The following is a 21,844-nucleotide window of genomic DNA, read 5'->3' as shown; positions in this document are numbered from 1 at the left end:
GTGCATGCGGCGGGCAGGGGCGGCACCGCGCGGCCGCTTGCGCGACCAGCGGGCTGCCATGCCGTTCCTGAAGCGAATGCCGCCGTCACGGCGGCCCGGGATCAACGGTAGACGAGATCCGCGCGGCGGTTCTGTGCCCACGAATCCTCGTCGTGGCCGAGCGCGACCGGCTTTTCCTTGCCGAGGCTGACCGCCTCGAGTTGCGTGGCTTGCACACCGAGCGTTTCGAGCGCGCTCAGCACGGCCTGCGAACGGCGTTGGCCGAGCGCGAGGTTGTATTCGGACGTGCCGCGTTCGTCGGTGTTGCCCTGGATCAGCACGTGCCGCGCCGGATGGCTGCGCAGGTAGTCGGCGTGTGCCTGCAGCAGCGACTGGTATTCGGGCTTGACGGAGTACTGGTCGAAATCGAAGTAGATGCTGCGCTTCGCGAGCGGGCTGTTCGGATTGTTGAGCTCGTCGGCCGTCACCGTTGCGACGGCTTCGCTCGAGGGCGCGGGCTCCATGCCGGCATTCTCGGGTGTCTTGGCCGCATGGTGGCAACCGGCCAGCAGTACGACGGTTGTCAGGACCGCAAATCGGTTCGTTTTGCTCATCGTTCGTCTCCAGCGGTTGACTGCATTGAACGCGTGGGGCGTGCGATCGGCACGCCCGTATCCGGCCGAACGGCGCGAAAGATCCGGCATCTACGACGTGAATCGTGTTCGTAAGCCGGTGGTGCGCCATATGAAAGAGTGTTGCGGCCGGAACGCCAAATTTCGGCGTCGCTGCAAATAGATTAGGAAAAATGTCACAGCGTGACCAGTTTCTCCGCATTTATTTGCGTCGACGCGACAGACCGGGCGGCATTCGTGCCGTCACGCGGCGCGCTGCCATTTGTGCAAAGGCCGCGCACGGGCACGGCCTTTGCGGCTCGGGGCATGACGCTCGAGCGGTGCCGAAACGCATGCCTTGCGCGGATGGCGTAGCGACGCCGTGCTTCGTCTTCAGAACTTGTGCCGCAGCCCCAGTGCGACGACGACCTGGTTGCTGTTCGCCGACGGCGTCAGCGTCCAGACGGTCGCGTTGAACGCGGGGTTGCCGTTGCCGCCGCTCACGCTCTGGTAGACCCCCTCGAGATACGCGTCCGTGCGCTTCGACAGCGCATAGTCGGCTTGCGCGACGACCTGGTTCCATTTCGGCCGCGTCTGGCCGGTGCGCGTGTCGAAGCGGCCCATCGTGTACGTGTACGCGGCCGAGAGGCTCAACGCACGCGTGACGGCGAAGCGCCCGTCGATCGAGAAGTTGTCGAACACCAGCGATTCCCCCTTCAACGGCGCGATGCCGCTGCCCTGGAGCACGCCCGTCACGCCGTCGGTGGTCGAGTGCGACCACGCGGCGCCGACCGAATGCGGCCCGAACGCATAACGGCCGGCCGCGGCCCAGATCTGCTGGTTGCCGCCCGTGATCGTCGCCGAGCCGTCGACCGTGCTGAGCGCACCGTTCGGGTTCGGCGCATTGCGGTCGCGGCTGATCTTCAGGTAGCCGGCGCCGAGCTTCAGCGGCCCGTTCGCGTACGACACGCCCGCGCTCCACGCCGCGTTGTTGGCGAACTGGCCGGCCGTGTTCGAGAAGCCGTACATCGCGCCGAACCTCAGCCCGCGATACGTCGGGCTCGTGTACTTCACCGCCTGGTTGATGCGGAGGTTGCGGTTCGAATCGTCGTTGTCGTACGGATGAACCGCGAGGTTGCCGCCCCAGCCGGGGCCGGACGCGCCGAGCGGCGTCACGAAATCGAGGATCAGGTCGTACTGGCGGCCGAACGTGAGCTCGCCGGCCGTCTTCGAGCTGACGCCGACCCATGCCTGGCGGCCGAACATGTCGACGCCTTTCTGCGACAGCGCGCCGGTGGTGCCCGAGAAACCGTTCTCGAGCCCGAAGATCGCGGCCATTCCGCCGCCGAGATCCTCGCGGCCGCGCAAACCCCAGCGCGATGCGTTCAGGGCGCCGCTCGTCATCGCGACGGTGCCGCTGCCCGGCGAGCCGGCGCCGTGCGTGCGCTGGTTGGTCGCGTAGGTGATCGACGTGTCGATCAGGCCGTACAGCGTCACGCTGCTCTGCGCGTGTGCGCCGTCCGACGCGAAGGCGGTCAGGCAAGTGGCAATGGCGGTCCCCGCGAGTCGCGTGCTGGCGTGTTTATTCATCTTGTAGGAATGCAAAGAAGTTTTTTATCGTTTTACCGGCGCGGTGGCCGGCGGGTCGAGCGGCCATTATTGGAGATCGCGCGGCGATCGATTAAGGCGCTGCACAGGAAAGGTCCTCTGCGAAATCGCGTGGAATCGCGGCGGGACAAAGGCGGGGAGGGGGCGGTTCGGCAGGAAACCCGTCGCCGGGTTTGCGATGCGTTCGAGGGTTCGGCGGGAAGTCGGGTGATTCAGTTGGCCATCGCGTGATCGTCCGTCGGGCGATGGCCGGCGGGGAGCCTAGCGGCGGGCAACCGGCAGCGCGGCTTCGATGCCACCGCTGCGATACGCGGCACGAACGGCGACCGCCCTGGCTTCGAGTGCTTCCGGTGAGAGCCAGGGCCGCAAGCGGACCGCGACGCGCGGCAACGCGGCAAGCTGATCGCGCAGGCGCACGATCGCCCGGCAGCCACGGAATGCCGACGACCCGGCGTCGGGGCCGCACGCGGCTTCCGCAAGCTCGGCCGCCCACTCGACGCCGCGGTGGCGCCTGACTTCGTCGAGGTGCGGCAGATGGCGCGCATCGCCCGATAAAGCGATCAACAGCGCGGCCCAGTGCGCGCCGCGCCATCCAGCGTTCATGTCGGCCGTGAGGTCGGCCAGCAGCGTGTCGTCCAGCACGGACAGGCTTTGCTGGCACAGGTAGTGGAAGTCGAGCGGCTGGTAGCGGACCTGCGGGTAGTCGCGCAGCACATGGCCGAGTTCGGCGCCGGTCTCGACAGCCGCGGCCAGGAACCGTTCGGCCGGAGCCGGGCGGTTCAGCAGCAGCGTCGGCACGCTCCGGTAGAGCCGGTAGATGTCGTCGGGGTGATAGTGCATCGCGAATGTCGGGGTGATCGACCGGCGCGCGCGGCGCGCCGTTCAGGTTTTCTGCTGATCGCCGGGCAGCAGCGCCGCATGACGCCGCTGCATTTCATCGTGCTCGACCGCTTCGATCGTGGGCCCGATCGGCCAATCGTAACCGAACGGGTCGCGAATCTTGCCGGGGCGCTCACGTCGGGTTGTCTACGATTCCCCCGTGGGGCGAAAGCGATCGCGGTATGCGCCGGGGCTGAGGCCGACCTTGTCCTTGAACAGTCGGCAGAACGAGCTGGTATCGCTGTATCCCACCTGGGCCGTAATCCGCTCGAGGCTGAGATCGCCGGCCTCCAGCAAGCCGCGCGCGGCTTCGATGCGCAGGTTCTGCAAATACCGCAATGGCGGCTGATTCAGCGCCGCGCGGAATCGGCGGATGATCGTGCGCTCGCTCACGCCGAGCTCATGCGCCATCTCCGACATCTTCACGTCCTTCGTCATGTGCTTCTGCAGCCAATACTGCGCGCGGTGAACCAGCGAGTCGGCGTGTTCCTTGTCCGCCAGCAACGGGAGATACGGCAATTGCTTCGTCTGGCTGACGTCGATCAGCATCGTCTTCGCGCACTGCGCGGCGATGGCCGCGCCGCAGAAGCGCTCGATGACATGGATGGTCTGCAGCAGGTAGGACGCCGATGCCCCGGCACAGATCAGGCGGTCGGCTTCGGTGACGACGGGTTCCAGCTGAAGGTCGACGCGGGGAAACCGGCTGCGGAACTGATCGGCCAGCCACCATGTGGTCGTCGCGGGCCGTTCGTCCAGGAGGCCGGTTCTGGCCAGGACGAACGTGCCGGTGCAGTTCGCCGCAAGGTAGGCCCCCGCGTTCCATTGCGAAACCAGCCAGTCGCATGCGGCCGACTGTCGTGCCAGCAACCGGTCGAAGGCCTTGCCGCTTGCGTAATGCGCGCTGGGAATGAAAACCAGGTCGAACTTCTCGCGCGGCCGGATCGGCTCCGTGTTCAGTTGCAAGCCGTTGCTCGCCATGACCGGCTTCCCCGTCGGAGAAACGAATCGCCATTCGAACTGCGCATTGCCATCGCCCCTTTGCCGCCGCCAGTGCGCGTTCGCGATCTGCAGGATGTCGGCGAACCCGCCCAGGCTGGAAGCGTAGCAATCGTCATACGCAAGAATGGCGGCGCGGGGCATGGTGTGTCGGATATCGCATTCGATGTGTCAGTTTCGCCAATGTACGGCAGTTCGGCCCGCGAGGAAACTGGTCGTGTCAACCTGGCGCCGGTTGGTGGGCAGCGACAGAATCGCCATGCGGCCGGCAGCGAGGGGGAGGCGGCATCGTGTGCCGTCCGGGTCGCGAGAAGGCCAATGTGGCCGCCCCCGGGTACCGCCAGGCGCATTCGTTTCCCGGCAGCGTGGATTTCCGTCGGCTTCGCACTGCCGATTCAGCCGCGCAGTGACATGCGTCGGGGCCGCAACGCGTGCCCTGCATGCGAAGGCGCTTTCGTCTCAACCTGAACCGCAAACATCATGAAAACCAGGATCACCGAACTCTTCGGCATCGACTATCCGATCATCCAGGGCGGCATGCACCATGTCGGGTACGCGGAGCTGGCCGCAGCAGTCTCCAACGCCGGCGGACTCGGCATCATCACCGGCCTGACCCAGCGATCGCCGGCCGATCTGGCCGCTGAAATCCGGCGTTGCCGCGAAATGACCGACAAGCCGTTCGGCGTGAACCTCACGTTCCTGCCGACCGTCACGTCCCCCGACTATCCCGGCTATATCCGGGCCATCGTCGAAGGCGGGGTCAAAGTGGTCGAAACGGCCGGCAACAACCCGCAGCCCTACCTGGCCGCGCTCAAGGAAGCGGATATCAAGGTGATCCACAAGTGCACGTCGATTCGCCACGCGCTGAAGGCCGAGTCCATCGGCTGCGATGCGGTCAGCGTCGACGGATTCGAGTGCGGCGGCCATCCGGGCGAGGACGACATTCCGAACTTCATTCTGCTGCCACGCGCCGCCGAGGAACTCAGGATTCCGTTCGTGGCCTCCGGCGGCATGGCTGACGGCCGGTCGCTGGTTGCGGCACTTTCGCTCGGCGCGGACGGCGTCAACATGGGAACGCGCTTCGTCGCCACCCGCGAGGCGCCGGTGCACGAGAACGTGAAGCAGGCGCTGGTCGCGGCCTCCGAACTCGACACGCGCCTGGTCATGCGCCCGTTGCGCAATACCGAGCGCGTGCTGCGCAATGCCGCGGTCGATCGCATTCTCGAAAAGGAAAGCAGGCTCGGCGCCGGCATCCGGTTCGACGATATCGCCGAAGAGGTCGCCGGCGTGTATCCGCGCATCATGAAGGAGGGCGCGCTCGATGCGGGCGCGTGGTCGTGCGGGCTGGTCGTCGGCCTGATCCGCGATATCCCGACCGTGAAGGAGCTCGTCGAGCGCATCGTGAGCGAGGCGACGGAGATCATCCGCAGCCGCCTGGCACGTATCGCGGTTTGATCCGGATTGGCGACACGGGATGCCGCCGGCGCGATGCCGGCGAGGATTCGTGCGGGATGTGGTTGGCGAGGGTTAACCGGGCGACCGCGGCGATGACCGAACGCGTGCGGTTGGTGGCCGCTGTGTCGATGTAGAGTCCGTCGCGTCGTCGGTTCAAGTCGCCTCGCGGCGCGACCGGACTCGAGCACCCTGTCCGTCATGACCTGAATCACTTCACGACGGCCGGGTGCTCGTGTGTTCAATGACTTCCCGTTGTCGAATCGGGTAACCCGGGTTGCCTGATTCCGCTTTCCCCTCCGGCAGCGCCCCCCGAACATCATCCGGATTCCAGCCTGGCCGACGCCACCGCGTTGCGCCACGTGAGCCCGAGGCGGTCTCTCCCGGGCTCGACGCATCGCAAGCCGGCGCCCGCTCCGGCGATCGGCCCATGAGATGACAAATACCGTCATCGACGGATCGCGATCTTGCGTGCAGCGATATAATTCGCGCTCCGAGGGCCTTCGAGCCCGACCGCGAATACAAGACAAGAAGAAGCAGACATGGCTCCGTCTCAACCGCATGCATTGCAGCGCCCGCCCGCTGAAGTCCTGTATGCCGATCAGCTCGCGCAGCTGAAGGCGCAGGATGGCGCCCAACCACGCCCGCCGGGCTGGCAACTGAGTCTGACGGCCGCCCGCGCATTCATTGCCGGCGATCGCTCGCTCGGCATCGCGCCGAAGGTGGTCGCGCCGATCGCGAGCATCGAGCGCATGCTCGTCACGCTCGCCACCGGGCGCGGGCTGATGCTGGTCGGCGAGCCGGGCACCGCGAAATCGATGCTGTCCGAGCTGCTGGCGGCCGCGATCAGCGGCACGTCGACGCTGACGATCCAGGGTGGCGCATCGATCACCGAAGACCAGATCAAGTACGGCTGGAACTACGCGTTGCTGATCAACGAAGGGCCGAGCCCGCGCGCGCTCGTGCCCGCGCCGCTGTACCAGGGCATGCACGACGGCCGGATCGTGCGCTTCGAGGAAATCACGCGTGCGCCGCTGGAAGTGCAGGACTGCCTGCTCGGCATGCTGTCGGATCGCGTGATGGCCGTGCCCGAACTGCACGGCGAACACGGGATGCTGTACGCGCGCGAGGGCTTCAACATCATCGCGACCGCGAACACGCGCGACCGTGGCGTGAACGAGATGAGCGCGGCGCTCAAGCGGCGCTTCGATTTCGAAACCGTGTTTCCGATTCTCGACTTCGACAGCGAACTCGCGCTCGTGCGCGAAGCCAGCGCGCGCCTGCTGGCCGGCAGCGGCATTCCGGCGGCCGTGCCGCAGCCGGTGCTGGAGCTGCTGGTCACCACGTTTCGCGATTTGCGCGGCGGCGCCGGCGATGCGGCGGGCAGCGACGGCGCGATGGACCGGCTGACGGCGGTGATGTCGACGGCCGAAGCGGTGAACGTCGCGCATGCGGTCGGCGTGCGCGCATGGTTTCTCGAGCAGCGCGAAGGGTCGCCGCAGGATCTCGTCGACTGCATCGCCGGCACCGTGGTCAAGGACAACGCCGACGACCGCGCGAAGCTGCGCCGCTATTTCGAACAGAAGGCCGCCCGGCGCGAAGGGGCGCACTGGCGCGCGTACTACGCGGCACGCCACCGTCTGCCGTGACGCGCGACATGAGTACGACCGATCGCGGCGGCATGCACGGGCCGGGACGTCGTGCGCCCGATGCGCACGGCGAAAAAGGCGTAATGAGCGTAAAGGGCCGGTCGGGCGCCATCGCGTCCGGCGCCCCCGCACGCATCGTCTTCGACTGACAGGCGCCGCATGCAGACCGTGACGCCCGGCCAGCCGCACATCGTCGGCATCCGCCATCACAGCCCCGCGTGCGCGCGGCTGGTGGCCGAGCGCATCCGCGCCCGGCGGCCGCGCTACGTGCTGATCGAAGGGCCGGCCGATTTCAACGGCCGGCTCGACGAACTGTATCGTCCGCACCGCCTGCCGATCGCGATCTACAGCTATCTGTCCGGCGATACCGCGCATTACGGCTCGTGGACCCCGTTCGCCGAGCATTCGCCGGAATGGCAGGCATTGCAGGCGGGGCGCGAAGTCGGCGCGACGGTTCGGTTCATCGACCTGCCCGCGTGGCACGCGGCGTTCTCGCGGCTGGAGAACCGCTATGCCGATGTCGCGGACGCCGAACACGAGGCCCGCGCCGACGCATACGAGCGCGCGCTGGCGGACACGCTCGCGGTGCAAGGCCGCGATGCGCTGTGGGATCACCTGTTCGAGGACGTCGGCGATACGCCGGACGCGCTGGACGAACTCGCGGCGCGCCTGTCGACCTACTTCTCGCATCTGCGCGCCGACGATCCGGGCTCGCTCGGCAACCAGGCACGCGAACGGATGATGGCGCGCTGGATCGCGTGGGCCGTCGCCGAAGCCGACGGGCAGGCGGACGACGTGCTGGTCGTCTGCGGCGGCTATCACGCGCCGGCGCTGGCGACACTCTGGCGCACGCAGCCGGTTGCGTTGCCCGATACGCCCGAACCCGGTGCGATCGACGGCGATGCCGGTGCCGTGCCCGACGAACGGGACGATGACGCCGGCGCGTGCGAGACGGATTCGACGACCGCCGACGCGGCCGCGCGCAGCGTCCGCTACGGTTCCTATCTCGTGCCTTACACGTTCAAGCGTCTCGACGCGTTCGCGGGCTACGCATCGGGGATGCCTTCGCCGGCCTATTACCAGTGGGTCTGGGCTGACGGCGCGGAAGCGGCGGCGCGGCGCGTGCTCGAGAACGTGATGCAGCGGCTGCGCGCACGCAAGCTGCCGGTATCGACGGCCGACCTGATTGCCGTGCACGTGCGGGCCGAAGGGCTGGCACGCCTGCGCGGCCACGCGCGGCCGTTGCGTTGCGACTGGCTCGACGCGCTGGCCGGCGCGCTGGTGAAGGAGGCGCTCGACGCGCCGCTGCCGTGGACCTATCGCGGGCCGCTGCGGGCCGGCACCGATCCGGTGCTGGTCGAGGCGATGGATGCGCTGGCGGGCGACGCCGCCGGCGAGCTCGCGCCCGGCACGCCGCAACCGCCGCTCGTCGCCGCGGTGCGCGACGAGCTGGCCGCGCTCGGCATCGTGCTGCACGGCACGCTGACGCTCGACCTGCTGACCGACCAGGGGCGCGCGCGCAGCCGGGTGCTGCATCGGCTGGCGCTGCTGCGCGTACCGGGCATCGTGCGCCGCCAGGGCGCACGGCTTGCGATGTCGGGCGAACGCGACGAAGTCTGGCAGCTCGGCGAGCCGCTCGAGCAGCAGGCGGCGCTGATCGAAGCCGGCGCGTGGGGCGCGACGCTGTCCGACGCGGCACGCGCGCGGCTCGAGGATGAATTGCGTGAGGCGGGCGGCCGCATCGCGCCGCTCGCGGATGGCCTGAACCGCGCCGCGTGGGCCGGGCTGGCAGCGCTGAGCACCGCGCTGCTGGACACGCTGCACGATGCGGTCTCGCGCGAGCAGCGCTTCGAGTCGCTCGCCCCGGCGCTCGGCAACCTGCATACGCTGCTGCGTCACGGCCATCTGCTCGGCATGAACGATGCACCGGTGCTGCGGATCGTCGTCGAGGCCGGGTTCGATCGCGCGCTCTGGTTGCTGGAGCCGGCCGCCGCGCTGCCGCCGGCCGATCTCGACGCGCACGTGCAGGGGCACGTCGCGCTGCGCCGGATCGTGGCCGACGTACTGGCCGGTGCCGACGGTGTCACCCACACGCCGCTCGCGCTCGAGCCGTTGCGCGCGCTGGCCGTCTGGCGGCGCAAGGCGGCCGATACGGCGGCGGCGCCCGCGAGTCGCGGCGCGGCGCTCGGGGCGCTACTCGGCCTGGCGGGGCAGGCCGGCGTCGACGACGATCAACCCGTCGCCGGCATCGACGACGCGATGGCGCTGCTGCGGGCGATGCCGGCCGCCGCGCTCGGCGATGCGCTCGGCGGTTTGCTTGCGCTGGCGCGCGAGACGCTGGCGAGCGCACCGGCTTTCGTCGCGGGCATGGATGCGACCGTGCGCGCGCTCGACGACGCCGATTTCGTGCTCGCGTTGCCGGGCTTGCGCAGCGCATTCGCGTGGTTGCCGCCGCGGGAGCGCGGGCAGCTCGCGGACCAGGTGCTCGCGCTGCACGACGCGACGCACCTGTCACGCCGCGTGCTGACGGAGCGGCACGCGGACGATGCGTCGCCCGAGGAGGCCGCGCACGCCGCGCGCATCGAGGCGCAGGTGCTCGGCCGTCTGCGCCGCTGGGGGCTCACGCCCGATCCGGAGGCGTCATGAAGTGCCGACCGACAGGCCGCCGCGCGTCCGGCTTCTGCTTCCCTCACCACGATGTCGCGCCGTCACGGCACGGTGCGGCGCGTTTTCCGCGAGTCCTGCCATGCCGCTGAACATTCCCGGTCCGCTCGAACGCTGGCGCCTGCTGCTCGGCGAACCGGCCGAAGCCGCATGCGGCACGCCGGGTGCGGACGCGCGAGCCGCCGATGCGGCACTCGACTGGCTGTACGGTCGCGACGACGACCGCGCGCAGCGCGGCGAGCGCGGGGCCGGCCTCGGGCCGTCCGCGCTGAGCACGCCGGACTGGATCAACACGATCCACACGCTGTTTCCGAAGGAGGTGATCGACCGGCTCGAGCGCGACGCGGTCGAGCGTTTCGGCATCGACGAAGTCGTCACGAACCTCGAGGTGCTGGAGCGGATCGAGCCGTCCGAATCGTTGCTGCGCGCCGTGCTGCACACGAAGCACCTGATGAATCCCGAGGTGCTGGCAGCCGCGCGGCGGCTGGTTGCCGAGGTGGTCCGGCGAATCATGGAGCGGCTGGCGACCGACGTGCGGCAGGCCTTCAGCGGCACGCGCGACCGGCGCCGGCGCTCGCGGATGAAGATCGCGCGCAATTTCGACTACACGCGCACGCTGGCCGCGAACCTGCGTCACTGGCATCCCGAGCGGCGCAAGCTGTATCTCGACACGCCGGTCTTCAACAGTCGCACGCGTCGCCACGCCGAGCCGTGGGACATTGTGCTGCTCGTCGACCAGAGCGGGTCGATGGTCAACTCGGTGATTCACAGCGCGGTGATGGCCGCGTGCCTGTGGCAATTGCCCGGCATGCGCACGCGGCTCGTGGCCTTCGACACGTCGGTGGTCGACCTGACCGCCGACGTGTCCGACCCGGTCGAGCTGTTGATGAAGGTCCAGCTCGGCGGCGGCACGGACATCGCGAAGGCCGTCGCGTATGCGCAATCGTGCGTCGCGAATCCCGCCCGCACGATCGTCGTGCTGGTCAGCGATTTCTATGAAGGCGGCAGTGGCTATGAACTCGTGCGCCGCGTGAAGGCGCTGGCCGAGAGCGGCGCGCGCGTGCTCGGGCTGGCCGCGCTCGATTCGGCTGCCGAGCCCGCCTACGACCGCGAGATGGCCGCGCGGCTCGTGAACGCCGGCGCGCAAATCGGCGCGATGACGCCCGGCCAACTGGCCGCGTGGCTCGCCGAGAAGGTGCGGGGATGAGCGCGCCGATCCGCGACGACCTCCTCGAACTGACGCCCGAAGCGCTGACGGCGCTCGCCAACGCCGGGTTCGTCAAGCGCGCGCAGAAGGATGTCGCCGCCGGCGCGGTGCCGGCGCTGGCCGTCGACGGCGACGGTACGGTGCATGCGTCGTTCGCCGACGGCGTGCGTACCAGCCTGCCGCCGGGCCGGACCTTGCGCGACGCGGCGTGCAACTGCACCGCGAGCGGCATGTGCCGGCATCGCGTGATGCTGGTGTTCGCCTATCAGGCGAGCACGCAGGGGAACGAAGCGGCTGCCCCGGGCGAGGTGCGAGCAGGCGGAGACGACAAGACGGGGCAGGCCGATACGCGCGATGAATCGATCCGCAATCCGGACGATGCCGCGAGCGGCGCAACCGGCACCGGTTCGGACGATGCGCCGCCGGGCGACGACACGAACGGCACGTCGTCCGCGGATCGTGCATGGAGCCCCGCCGATTTCGACGATGCCGCGCTGGCGGCGAGTTTTGCGCCGTCGGTGCTCGAACAGGCCGCGCGCATGGCGGCCGCGCGGCCCGCCGTGACCGTGCAGCCGTGGTCCGGCGCACAGTCGTCGCCGGTTGCACGCCTGCCGATGTGCACCGTGCGGTTCTTCTCGCGACGTTCGCTCGCGCATGCGCGGTGTGACTGTCGGCAAGGCAGCGGCTGCGCGCACGTCGTGCTGGCCGTCTGGGCATTCCGACAGGCCGGGGCATCGGCCGACGGGGTATCGGAGACGATCGTCGAGGTGCGCCCGCCGGCCGGCGAAGCAGACGAGTGTGGCGACGACCGGTCGCCGTTGCGCGACGACGCGGCGCACGCGCTGATCGCCGACCTCGACAGGCTGGTACACGCGCTCTGGCTGGACGGTTCGAGCCAGCCGCCGATCGCGCTGGCCGCGCGCGTGGAGTCGCTGCGCGGCCGCCTGCGCGAGCGCGGCTGGCAGTGGGTCGACGACGCGCTCGACGAAGCCTGGCAGCTCGTGCACGCGCAGCATGCGCGCAGCAGCCGCTTCGAGCCGCTGCGGCTCGTACGCGTGCTGGCCGAACTGTGGGCGCGCCTGCGCGCGGCGCTGTCCGCCGCGACGCAGCGCGAGGGGGCCGCCGTGCCGGCCCGCCAGATGCTCGGCATCGGCGTGAAGGGCGAGGTGGAACTCGATCATCTGCGGCTGGTGTCGCTCGGCGTCGAGCTGTGGGCCGACGACGCGGAAGAGGGGGCGAGCGTGCTGTTCTCCGATCCCGATACGCAGACCGTGATGGTGCTGACGCGCAACTGGCCGCGTGCCGCCGACGTCGCGGCCGGCGGCCGTGCGCCGGATCTGGCCGGCCGTCGCGTCGCGGGTTTTCCGTTGCGGCAGATCGCCGCCGGGCAGGTCGTCACGAAGACCGCGAAGCGGCGCGCGAACGGTGCGGTCGACATCGCGGCCGGCATACGGCAGACAGGCGTGCTGCCGCTGTCGCCGACCTCCTGGGACGATCTCGTCGCGCCGATCCGCCAGCCGGGCATCGCGGCGCTCGTCGCGCACCTGCGTGACGCGCTGCCCGACTTCGTGCGGCCGAGACAGGCGGCGAACGGTGCGGCGGCCGGCGCGGCCGGGTCGCTGCACGTGGTCGCGTTCGAGCCGATGGTCGTGCGGTCGGTCCATTGGGATGCGGCCGCCCAGGTGCTGCACGCACGGCTCGCGCAAGGCGAAGGCGGGACGGCCGATGTGGAAGGCGACGATGTGCTGCACCTCGCGCTGCCGCATCGCGCCGTGGCACCCGGCGCGGTCGATGCGCTGGCGCGCGCGCTGTCCGGCGAATGGGGCGCGTTGCGCGCGCTGGCGGGCACCGTCCGGCTGCATGCGGGCACGGCCGTGATGCGGCCGCTGGCCGTGTTGACCGCGCAGCGCGCCGTCGTGCTGCAGACCGAGGCGACGGCGCCGCAACCGCTGCCGCTGGCCGGCGGGCGCGAGTCGTTGCCCGCGCTGGTCGCGCTCGCGGAGGACACGCTGGCGCTGCTGGCCGAGTGGCTGCGCCAGGGCATGCGCCATCAGGGCGGCGGCGCGATCGAGCGTGCGCTGGCGCAGGCCACGCGACTGGAGCGGGCCGGCCTCGCGCACGCGGGGCGGCTGCTGCGCACGCTGGCCGACGGCCTGCGCGGTGCGCAATCGGCGTCGATCCTGGCGCAACTGGGTTCGCTGACGTTGCTGCTGCTGGGCATCGTCGAGCAATGACGGCATGACCGTCGAACGGGCGAGCAGGCGGCGCCCGACACCGCGAGCCGTTGGGCAGGCCGCACGGCTCGCGGGATGAATGAACGAGAGGGCGTCATGGCTGCGTTGCGGCCATGGCATGCGGGCGCGGCATCGTGCCGCGTCGTCGATCCGAGTGAGAGGGAACGGATGCGTCGTTTTGAACTGATCGAAGGCAACTCCAGCAAGTTCTGGGAAGTGGAGCAGGAAGGCTCCGGGCTCAATATCCGCTGGGGCCGCATCGGCACCGCGGGCCAGAGCCAGACGAAGTCGTTCGCGGACGACGCGAAGGCGCGCGCCGCGCTCGACAAGCTCGTCAAGGAGAAGACCGGCAAGGGCTATGCCGAAGTCGCGGTAGCGGCCGGCGCCGGCATCGGCGCGACTGCCGCCAAGCTGCCGGCCACCGCGTCGTCGGCAACCCCGGCCGCGGTGCCGCAGGCGTCGACAGACGCGGAACCGGCCGCGAGCGCGCAACCCGCAGCGGCGAAGGCCGCGAAGGGTGCGCCGGCCACACCGTCGGCCCAGCCGGCGGCATCGACGCCGCCTTCAACGGTTTCCGCCGCCACCGCCGCCACCGCCGCCGCGCCCTTGCCGCCCGTCGCTGCCGAAGGTTTCGATGCGCAGTGCGAGCGTGTCTTCGAGACCGTGCGCGCGCAGATCGCGAACGGCGACCTGAAGCCCGGCGAGACGTTGACGGTTGCCGTGATCAAGCGCCGCTACGACGTCGGAGACCAGGGCGCCGCGATGGCGCTCGACCTGCTCAAGTCGCGCCGCCTGCTGCATGGCTGGGGAGCGTCGGCGAGCGTGCACGAGCACGGGCAGGCGACTGCCGTGGCGCTCGGCGAGTGGTTGACGTCCCAGGCGGCCGCCGTGCCGGCGCCTGCCGCACCCGCCGTCGCCGACGCCGGCGCACCGCCGTGGCTGATGCACGGCGATCCCGTGCGGCTGTCGCCGCAGATCCTGCGCGAAGCCTATGCGTCCCGCCGTTTTCCCGTCGAGGTGACCGTGCTCGACGTGCGCGCTGCGTGGCTGAAGATCGAAGGCAAGGACGGGTACTCGATCGACATCGGCGCGACCGACGCGGCGCTGCGCCCGGCCGTCCAGCGGATGCTCGACCGGCTGGCCGCGCGTACGCCGATCGCCGGGCCGGTGGCGGACGCGCAAGCCGACGCCGCGCTGTTCGCGCTGGCGATGACCGTGGGCGACTATCACGGCGAAACCGCGATCGGCCGCCCGGTCGCCGACTACCTGGTTGCGCAATACGGATTGACGGGCGCGATCGACGTGCTGCTCGACGCGTTGAAAATCCACGTGCACGCCGATTACGACCGTCAGGCGCAGCGCCGCCTCCATCGTTTCTCGACGAATGTCGAAGGCCCGGTGCGCGAGAGCTGGCGCGGGCCGATCGTCGGCGGCGAGGCGGCGCTGCGCGAGCATCTTGCCGCGGCGAGCGAGGCGGAATGGCAGGCCTGCGTCGACAGGATCGAGGCCGCGTTGCCGGCGCTGCACCCGACCCGCCAGCCGATACCCGCACTGTTGTTGCCCGATGCGCCGCAACTGTCGAATGCGCTGGTGCGCAGGCTGAGCGCCGAACGCGACGTGCCCGAGACGCTGCACTGGATGCTGCTGACCGCGACCGATCCCGATGCGATCGCGGTGGTCGGGAGAATCCGGCCGAACAGCTATGGCCGCGAGTTCTGGGGAATGTCGCGGATGGTCGCGACCGTGCTGCGCGAGCGCGGCACGGCCGCGTTCGACGTGCTCGAACGCGGCGCCGCCGCCGACGAGGCGGGCGACGCGCTCGCCGCGATCGGCACGCCCGACGCGGTGGCTGCGCTGGCGAGGGTCGCCAGCGGTTCGAAGGGCGCGCTCGCGCGCCTGTCGCTGTCGCTCGATCGCTGGCCGCTGGCGGGCATGGTTGCGCTGTCGCGGCTTGTGGCCGCCGGCGGCAAGGATGCCGGGCTGCTGACGCCGAGCCTCACGCGCCTGTTGCGTGCGCATACGGCGCACGTCGACGGGCTGCGGCCGTGGCTCGACGCACCGGCCCAGGCCGTGATCGACAAACTTCTCGCGCTGCTGGCCGGCCCGGCCGAGGTCGCATCGGCCGAGGAATTGCCGGGTGTGCTGGCCGCGCCGCCCTGGCTTGCCGCGCGGCAGAAGCGGGCGGCTGCGCTGACGCTGGAGCCGCTCGAACTGGCGGCGGTCGAATGCTGGGACGAAGCGAAGCGCAACCAGGCGAAAACGCTCGACCGGTGGGAAATGAGTCGGCTCGCCGCGGCGTCGAAGGACACGATGCTGCTGATCGCCGGCCTCGGCTTCGAAGCGAGCAAGAAATATTACGGGCCGCTCGGCGAGGCGGCGGCGAAGGCGATCCGGCAAGGCGACGCGCCGGCGTTCGTCGCCGCGTGGCGCGCGATGATCGACGCGCGCAAGCGCGAGCGTTACTTCTGGTACTGGCTGCGCGCCGAATTCCTGACGCTGTTGCCGGCCGCGGTGGCCGTCGACATCTGGAACGCGGTGGCCGGCGAACACAGCACGACAGGTGTGAACCCGCTGATGGCGACCTTCGGCCTGCCCGCGTTGCCCGGCCTCATCGCGACCGTGCGCAACAAGCCGACCGAGAATTTCGGCTACGCGCTGAATTACGGCGCCGTCGAATGCGCGCCGATCGCGGCCCGCGCGTTCGCAAAGCTGAAGACCTTGCGCGACGACGGCCGTGCGTGGCTGCTGAAGTTTCCGGAGCATGCAGCCTGCGGCCTGATCGCGCCGTCGCTCGGCAAGCCGGGCGAAGCGCGCGACTGCGCCGGCGCTGCGCTGCGTTTGCTGCAGGCGAACGGCCACGAGGCGTTGCTGATCGACGTCGCCTCGCGTTATGCCGACGACGCGGTGCCGCAAGCGGTGCGCGCCGTGCTCGACGAGAGCCCGCTCGACCGTTTCCCGACCAAGCGCAGCAAGCTGCCCGAATTCTGGCAGCCGCGCGGCTGGCGCCGGCCGGTGCTGAAGAACGGCAAGGCGCTGCCGGACGACGCGCTCGACTATCTCGGCCAGATGCTGACGTTCCCGACCGGTGAAGGCGTCTACGGCGGCATCGACGTCGTGAAGGACGCGTGCACGGCGGAATCGCTGGCCGATTTCGCGTGGGACTGCTTCAACGCATGGCTCGATGCCGGCGCGCCGGGCAAGGAGGGTTGGGCGCTCACCGCGCTGGGCCTGTTCGGCAACGACGACACCGCGCGCAAGCTGACGCCGCTTATCCGCACGTGGCCCGGTGAATCGGCGCATGCACGCGCGGCGACCGGCCTCGACGTGCTGGCGTCGATCGGCAGCGACGTCGCGCTGATGCTGCTCAACGGCATCGCGCAGAAGGTCAAGTTCCGCGCGCTGCAGGACCGCGCGCGCGAGAAGATCGATGCGATCGCGGAAGCGCGCGGGCTGTCGTCCGAGGAACTGGAGGACCGTCTCGCGCCGGATCTCGGGCTCGACGAACAGGGGACGATGCTGCTCGACTTCGGTCCGCGTGCGTTCCGGGTCGGCTTCGACGAGACGCTCAAGCCGTATGTGCGCGAGACCGGCGCCGACGGCGTGGCCGGCGCGCGGCTCGCGGATCTGCCGAAGCCGAAGAAGACCGACGATCCCGTGAAGGGCAAGGAAGCGGTCGAGCGCTTCAAGGTGCTGAAGAAGGATGCGCGCACCATCGCGAGCCAGCAGGTCGCGCGGCTCGAGGTGGCGATGTGCGGGCGCCGCCGCTGGACACCCGAGGTGTTTCGCGCGTTTCTCGCCGATCATCCGCTCGTGCGCCATCTTGTCCAGCGCCTCGTCTGGGGTGTGTACGAAGTCGACGACGGCGGCAACTTCGGCGGCACGCTGAAGGCCTGCTTCCGCGTGGCGGAAGACGGCACGGCGGCGACGGCCGACGACGACGCGTTTACGTTGCCGGAGGGCGCGACGATCCGCATCGGGGTGCCGCATGCGCTGGAAATCGCGCCGGCCGATGCCGCCGCATTCGGGCAGGTGTTCGCCGACTACGAGCTGCTGCAGCCGTTCGCGCAGCTCGGTCGCGACGTGTACCGTCTGACCGACGACGAGCGCAACGGGCGGCAGCTCGAACGCTGGAAGGGCGTCAAGGTGCCGACCGGCCGCGTGCTCGGGCTCGTCAACAAGGGCTGGCGGCGCGGCCAGGTCGAGGATGCCGGCTGCATCTGGTATTTCACGAAGCCGCTCGGCGCGGGCAAGGTGATCGAACTGTCGCTGGACCCGGGGATCTTCGTCGGGGCGGTCGACATGAATCCGGATCAGCAGCTCGGCGCGTTGCAGGCCGGTTCGCCGTCGAACTGGGGCAGCATTCGCGAGCCCGATGCGCTGTCGACGCTCGACGAAATCTCGGCGAGCGAGTTGATCCGCGATCTGGAGGGGATGCGGGAGTAACACGTGACCATTGCGTGACCATTCACCTTCATCCAGTTCGACATGAAGACGACGATTGCCCTCCGGACGCTGGCCCGCATTGCATTGCTGCCGGCGTCCTTCTGGTTCGCCGGCGCCGTACACGCTGCCTCCTTCAATTGTTCGACGCGTCATCGTGGAACGGTGAAAACAGCGGACGGGAATACAAGGCAGACGCCGTCGTGCGGGCCGACGGCAAGGCATTCCACGTTGGCGCCGACGGCTGCCAGCTCGATTTCGCCATTCATGGCGCGCAGATGGAAGTCGAACAGCGCGGTTAATGCGGGACCGTGCTCGGCCACGGCAGCGACGTGGATTTTCAGGGCACGTATATCGACGAGGAGCACGCTCCGAACAAAGGCTTCGAATTTGAATGACCGTCTGAAGCGCACGTCTGCAAACCGGCACGCCGACCGCCTCGGTCATGCCTGTCGCCCATTCGCCCGTTCCTGCAATGCCAACCATGACGCAGCTGACACCTGAACTCCTTGCCGTCCTGCACCGGCCCGTCCTCGACGAAAGCGATCTCTTCACGCTGGACGACTTCTTCGAACTGGCCGAAGTCGACGAATTGCGCGCGCAGGCGCAGGACAGTCGCCGCGCCGACGCGATCCTGCACGCGTGTGCGGCCGAGTTGCCGGCGCTGCATCCGAATCGCGCGGCGTTGCTGGCGTTGCTCGGTGGCGCGATCGTCGAGGGTGGGGCCGATCCGCGCATCCTGTTTCCGGCCGCGCTGGCGAGGCTTGGGGCGTGGCTGCCTGAACTCGCGCCATATTGCGCAAGGGCATTCGAGGATGATGACGACGGCGCCACCGACGACGAACGGCGCGACTGGCATGCCGCCCGGCAACGGCTCGATGCGCTCGACGGGCGACAGGGCCGGGAAATCGATGCGTTGCGGGACGCGGTCGATACGCTCGTCCTGCCGCTGATGGCGATGCTGATGCGCGATCGCGACAATCACGGCGATCTCGTGGCCGACACCGCGCTGCAGGCGTTGCTGGACCGGATGGCCGACAACGACAGTTTGCCGTTCGATCGGTTGCACTTTCTGTGTGCGGCGTCGGCGTTGAGCTACGAACCGGAGTGCGTCGTCGTGCTGCCGGCTTCCGGCACGGGCTTCGTCGCCAGCGCGCATGCGGTCAACAACACGTTCCACGCGTTCACGCTGCTGCAGCGCCTGATCGGCGAACATGCGCGGACGCTGCGCGTCGGCAAGCCGATCGCGCCGAGGAGCGGCGACGAAGATCAGGATTCGTCGGAGTTTCACTGGCTGCAGGCGCGTGCGTATGCGAACGGCGTGCTGGTCGACAACCTGGCGCTCGCATGGGGCGAGGCGTCGTTGCGCAGCCACCGCAAGCACGGTAAATGCGTGCTGATCGCGCTGGAGACGGAAGAGGGTATCAAGAGGAGCTGGAACGGCTTCAATGGCGTCTGCCATCCGGCGCAGAATCCGTCCGTGACGCTGGTGCGTTTCCTGACGCCGGAGGAAGTGGCCGCATATCTGGTTTGATGCGTCGGGGCGAATGCGTAAGCGGAGGAAGGCATCTCCCGCGCACGCAATGGCGTCCAAATCTCGAGTTCCGGAATGCGTTGCCGATCCGGCGTGATTGCCTTGCCCTGCGGCGTGACGCCCTGACGCTCCATTTGAAGCTGGCGCACCCAGCGGCTCAGTACCGTCGTTTGGCATCTGACGGCGCCTCCATCCGAGTCGGGCGACGGCGACCTCCGACCAGTCAAGGGGACCCGGGTCTACCGTGAAGACATGACCTTTCCAGAATCAACTGGGGGCATTCAATCACGGCATGCAAGCCTGGAATCGATAATAAAAATAAGTAAATATCCTCAAAATATCGGGTTTGCCCGATGGTGCGGTATCGTACAAATGGAGTCCGAAAAGTGACCGATCATTGGTTCGTCGGATTCGGCGCTGAAAAATCTCAGAGGTGAAATCTGATGTCGATCATCTAATCAACGACGTTTAGCTGATTAGATGAACGGAATTTAGCGCGCCATTATTCTCGGGCTCGGGCTCGATCAGGCAGTCGTTCTCGTTGAAATTTCGTACTCCGTGGCATGTGGGCACCGCGACATCCATGCACGGAAGCACTTGCACGTCCATTTCCTGGCGTCTTTCAGTGGGACGCCCGCCGAGGCGATGACTGCTCGCATATCGCCGCTGAATGGCCGACGTCGAAAGGTCGATCGATTCATCCCGGTCGACGGGGTTTTATGCGATTTTTGAGCAGGATTGAATGCATTGGTTTGATTTTGCTCGAGCGATGGATGCGCCGAGTCGTTAAAAGTTTAAATGTATTTAACGTGTTGATCTGCGCCGCAATTGCGGCGTTGTTCGATGCCCCGCTAGATGGATTATCTAGCATTTTGAAACTGGAGAAATGCAATGCAAGAACTGAATCAACAGCAAATCGCACAAGTTTCCGGCGGCTACTACAGCGGCCCGGGCATCCCGTCCGCGTTGGGCAACATCATCGAATGGGGCGGCAGCACCGCGGAGAGCATCGGCAATGCGCTGACGTTCGGCATCTTCGCCGCACCGGTCAAGCAGGCATACAACATCGGCGAGACGATCACGACCGCCGCGGTGAACCTGCTGGACGGCCTTTTCGGCGGCCCGCAGTACTGAGTTGCCTGCATTGAGGCGACGCGGTAGCCGCCGCGTCTCCCGATGATGGAACTGACGATCCGGTATGCACGGGTCTTCTTTGTATACCGGATCGCTTTTGCCTGTTCCGACGCGTGGAAGCGGAATGGACGCCGATACCGATATTGGGCGACATGTTGTTTGGCGACACGTTGGTGAAAATGGAGTTCGGTCTCTTTCGTTCTGAAGCGGCACAGGCTCGGCGCATGCGGGTGCTGGGCGACATCGTGCTGGTGCATCCGCTGTCCATGACGCTGCTGACGGTCGTCGCGATGGTCATGGCCACCTGCGTGGTGCTGTTCTTCGCGTTCGGTACGTATACGCGGCGCACGACGGTCTCCGGCGTGGTGATGCCGGATGCGGGGCTGGTCAAGGTCTATGCGTTGCAGCCTGGCATCGTCGTCGAGCGCGACGTGAAGGAAGGGCAGCGCGTGACGCGCGGACAGACGCTCTATACCGTATCGACCGACTTGCAAAGCGCCGCGCAAGGCGCGACGCAGGCCGCATTGATCGCGCAGGCGCGGCAGCGCAAGGCGTCACTGCTCGCGGAAATGGACAAGACCCGCAGCCTGCAGCAGGACGAGCGCGACACGCTGCGCGCGAAGATCGGGAACCTGAAGGGCACGCTCGCGCAAATCGACGACCAGCTCGCGGCCCAGCGGCTGCGTACCTCGATCGCGGCCGACGGCGCAACGCGCTATCGCGGCCTGCTCGCGCAGGATTACATCTCGAAGGACCAGGCGCAGCAGCGCGAGGCCGACCTGCTCGACCAGCAGTCGAAGCTGAACGGGTTGCTGCGCGACCGTGCATCGACGCTCCAGTCGCTCACCGAGGCGAGCAACGAACTGTTGGGGCTCGGCTTCAAGCAGCAGAACCAGCTCGCGCAGATCGACCGAAACGTGATCGACGTCGACCAGAACCTGATCGAAAGCGAGGCGAAGCGCCGGATCGTCGTCACCGCGCCGGAGGCGGGCATCGTCACGGCCGCGATCGCCGACGTCGGTCAGTCGGTCGATACGTCGCGGCCGCTCGCGAGTGTCGTGCCGGGCGGCGCGCGCTGGCAGGCGCACCTGTTCGTGCCGAGCACGGCGATCGGCTTCGTGCGGGTCGGCGAGCCGGTGCTGGTCCGCTATCAGGCATTTCCCTATCAGAAATTCGGCCAGTACGGGGCCACGGTCGTGTCGATCGCGCGCACGGCGCTGTCGGCGGCCGAACTCGCGAACGACGGTGGCCCGGCGGCGACGCCGGGAGAGGGGCGCAACGCGACCTTCTACCGCGTGATCGTCGCGCTCGACGCGCAGCACGTCACCGCGTACGGCGCGCAGCAACCGTTGCAGGCCGGCATGACGTTGCAGGCGGACATCCTGCAGGAACGCAGGCGCTTGTACGAATGGGTGCTCGAGCCGCTTTACAGCCTGACCGGCAAACTCTGACGGGCG

At 68.5% G+C, this 21,844-nt stretch carries 14 protein-coding genes; 9 read left to right on the top strand and 5 right to left on the bottom strand.

What is annotated here, in order from left to right:
• Positions 1–101: 101 nt before the first annotated feature.
• The 4 genes from pal to ABIC51_RS21465 form a co-directional block, all read right to left on the bottom strand.
• The gene (gene pal, locus ABIC51_RS21485; protein WP_027791632.1) at positions 102–593 is read right to left on the bottom strand and encodes a peptidoglycan-associated lipoprotein Pal; all 492 of its coding nucleotides are present in this window, start codon (positions 591–593) and stop codon (positions 102–104) included.
• Between the two features lie 390 nt (positions 594–983).
• Positions 984–2,180 carry a porin gene (locus ABIC51_RS21480; protein ID WP_027791631.1) on the bottom strand — a complete coding sequence of 399 codons (1,197 nt, stop codon included), beginning with the start codon at positions 2,178–2,180 and terminating at the stop codon, positions 984–986.
• Between the two features lie 279 nt (positions 2,181–2,459).
• Positions 2,460–3,038, bottom strand: coding sequence for a hypothetical protein (locus ABIC51_RS21475; protein WP_354006628.1), 579 nt, complete (start codon positions 3,036–3,038; stop codon positions 2,460–2,462).
• A gap of 186 nt (positions 3,039–3,224) precedes the next feature.
• Positions 3,225–4,217 carry a GlxA family transcriptional regulator gene (locus ABIC51_RS21465; protein ID WP_027791629.1) on the bottom strand — a complete coding sequence of 331 codons (993 nt, stop codon included), beginning with the start codon at positions 4,215–4,217 and terminating at the stop codon, positions 3,225–3,227.
• 336 nt (positions 4,218–4,553) lie between these two features.
• Between ABIC51_RS21465 and ABIC51_RS21460 the strand changes: the two genes are divergently transcribed.
• From ABIC51_RS21460 to ABIC51_RS21435, 6 genes are all read left to right on the top strand, one after another.
• Positions 4,554–5,528 (top strand): NAD(P)H-dependent flavin oxidoreductase, encoded by a 975-nt coding sequence (locus ABIC51_RS21460; RefSeq protein ID WP_027791628.1) that lies wholly within the window; start codon positions 4,554–4,556, stop codon positions 5,526–5,528.
• Positions 5,529–6,067: 539 nt separating this feature from the next.
• Positions 6,068–7,174: an ATP-binding protein gene (locus ABIC51_RS21455; RefSeq protein ID WP_021158777.1), complete on the top strand. Its 1,107-nt coding sequence runs from the start codon at positions 6,068–6,070 to the stop codon at positions 7,172–7,174.
• A gap of 159 nt (positions 7,175–7,333) precedes the next feature.
• Positions 7,334–9,820, top strand: coding sequence for a DUF5682 family protein (locus tag ABIC51_RS21450; RefSeq protein WP_175897461.1), 2,487 nt, complete (start codon positions 7,334–7,336; stop codon positions 9,818–9,820).
• A gap of 100 nt (positions 9,821–9,920) precedes the next feature.
• Entirely contained in the window at positions 9,921–11,045 is a 1,125-nt protein-coding gene (locus ABIC51_RS21445; RefSeq protein ID WP_060170830.1) for a vWA domain-containing protein, read from the top strand.
• On the top strand, positions 11,042–13,279 hold the full coding sequence (locus ABIC51_RS21440) for a YehQ family protein (RefSeq protein WP_354006627.1): 2,238 nt from the start codon (positions 11,042–11,044) through the stop codon (positions 13,277–13,279). Before ABIC51_RS21445 ends, ABIC51_RS21440 begins: the two co-directional genes overlap by 4 nt.
• A gap of 168 nt (positions 13,280–13,447) precedes the next feature.
• The gene (locus ABIC51_RS21435) at positions 13,448–17,722 is read left to right on the top strand and encodes a WGR and DUF4132 domain-containing protein (RefSeq protein ID WP_354006626.1); all 4,275 of its coding nucleotides are present in this window, start codon (positions 13,448–13,450) and stop codon (positions 17,720–17,722) included.
• 149 nt (positions 17,723–17,871) lie between these two features.
• Here ABIC51_RS21435 and ABIC51_RS21430 read toward each other — a convergent pair whose 3' ends face one another.
• A complete protein-coding gene (locus ABIC51_RS21430; RefSeq protein ID WP_175897458.1) occupies positions 17,872–18,087 on the bottom strand; it encodes a hypothetical protein in 216 nt (71 codons plus the stop codon).
• A 116-nt stretch (positions 18,088–18,203) separates the two neighbouring features.
• On the opposite strand from ABIC51_RS21430, the gene ABIC51_RS21425 reads away from it, so the two are divergent.
• The 3 genes from ABIC51_RS21425 (at position 18,204) to ABIC51_RS21415 (ending at position 21,838) form a co-directional block, all read left to right on the top strand.
• A complete protein-coding gene (locus ABIC51_RS21425; RefSeq protein ID WP_226128398.1) occupies positions 18,204–19,253 on the top strand; it encodes a hypothetical protein in 1,050 nt (349 codons plus the stop codon).
• 891 nt (positions 19,254–20,144) lie between these two features.
• Positions 20,145–20,387 (top strand): hypothetical protein, encoded by a 243-nt coding sequence (locus ABIC51_RS21420; RefSeq protein WP_059522764.1) that lies wholly within the window; start codon positions 20,145–20,147, stop codon positions 20,385–20,387.
• Between the two features lie 179 nt (positions 20,388–20,566).
• On the top strand, positions 20,567–21,838 hold the full coding sequence (locus ABIC51_RS21415; RefSeq protein ID WP_354006625.1) for an HlyD family secretion protein: 1,272 nt from the start codon (positions 20,567–20,569) through the stop codon (positions 21,836–21,838).
• Positions 21,839–21,844 lie beyond the last annotated feature (6 nt).

The sequence above is a fragment of the Burkholderia sp. 572 genome, from assembly GCF_040545135.1.
Classification (GTDB): Bacteria; Pseudomonadota; Gammaproteobacteria; order Burkholderiales; family Burkholderiaceae; genus Burkholderia; species Burkholderia cepacia.
The sequence above is the reverse complement of the archived record's forward strand: the minus strand, read 5'-3'. Positions and strand labels throughout refer to the sequence as shown.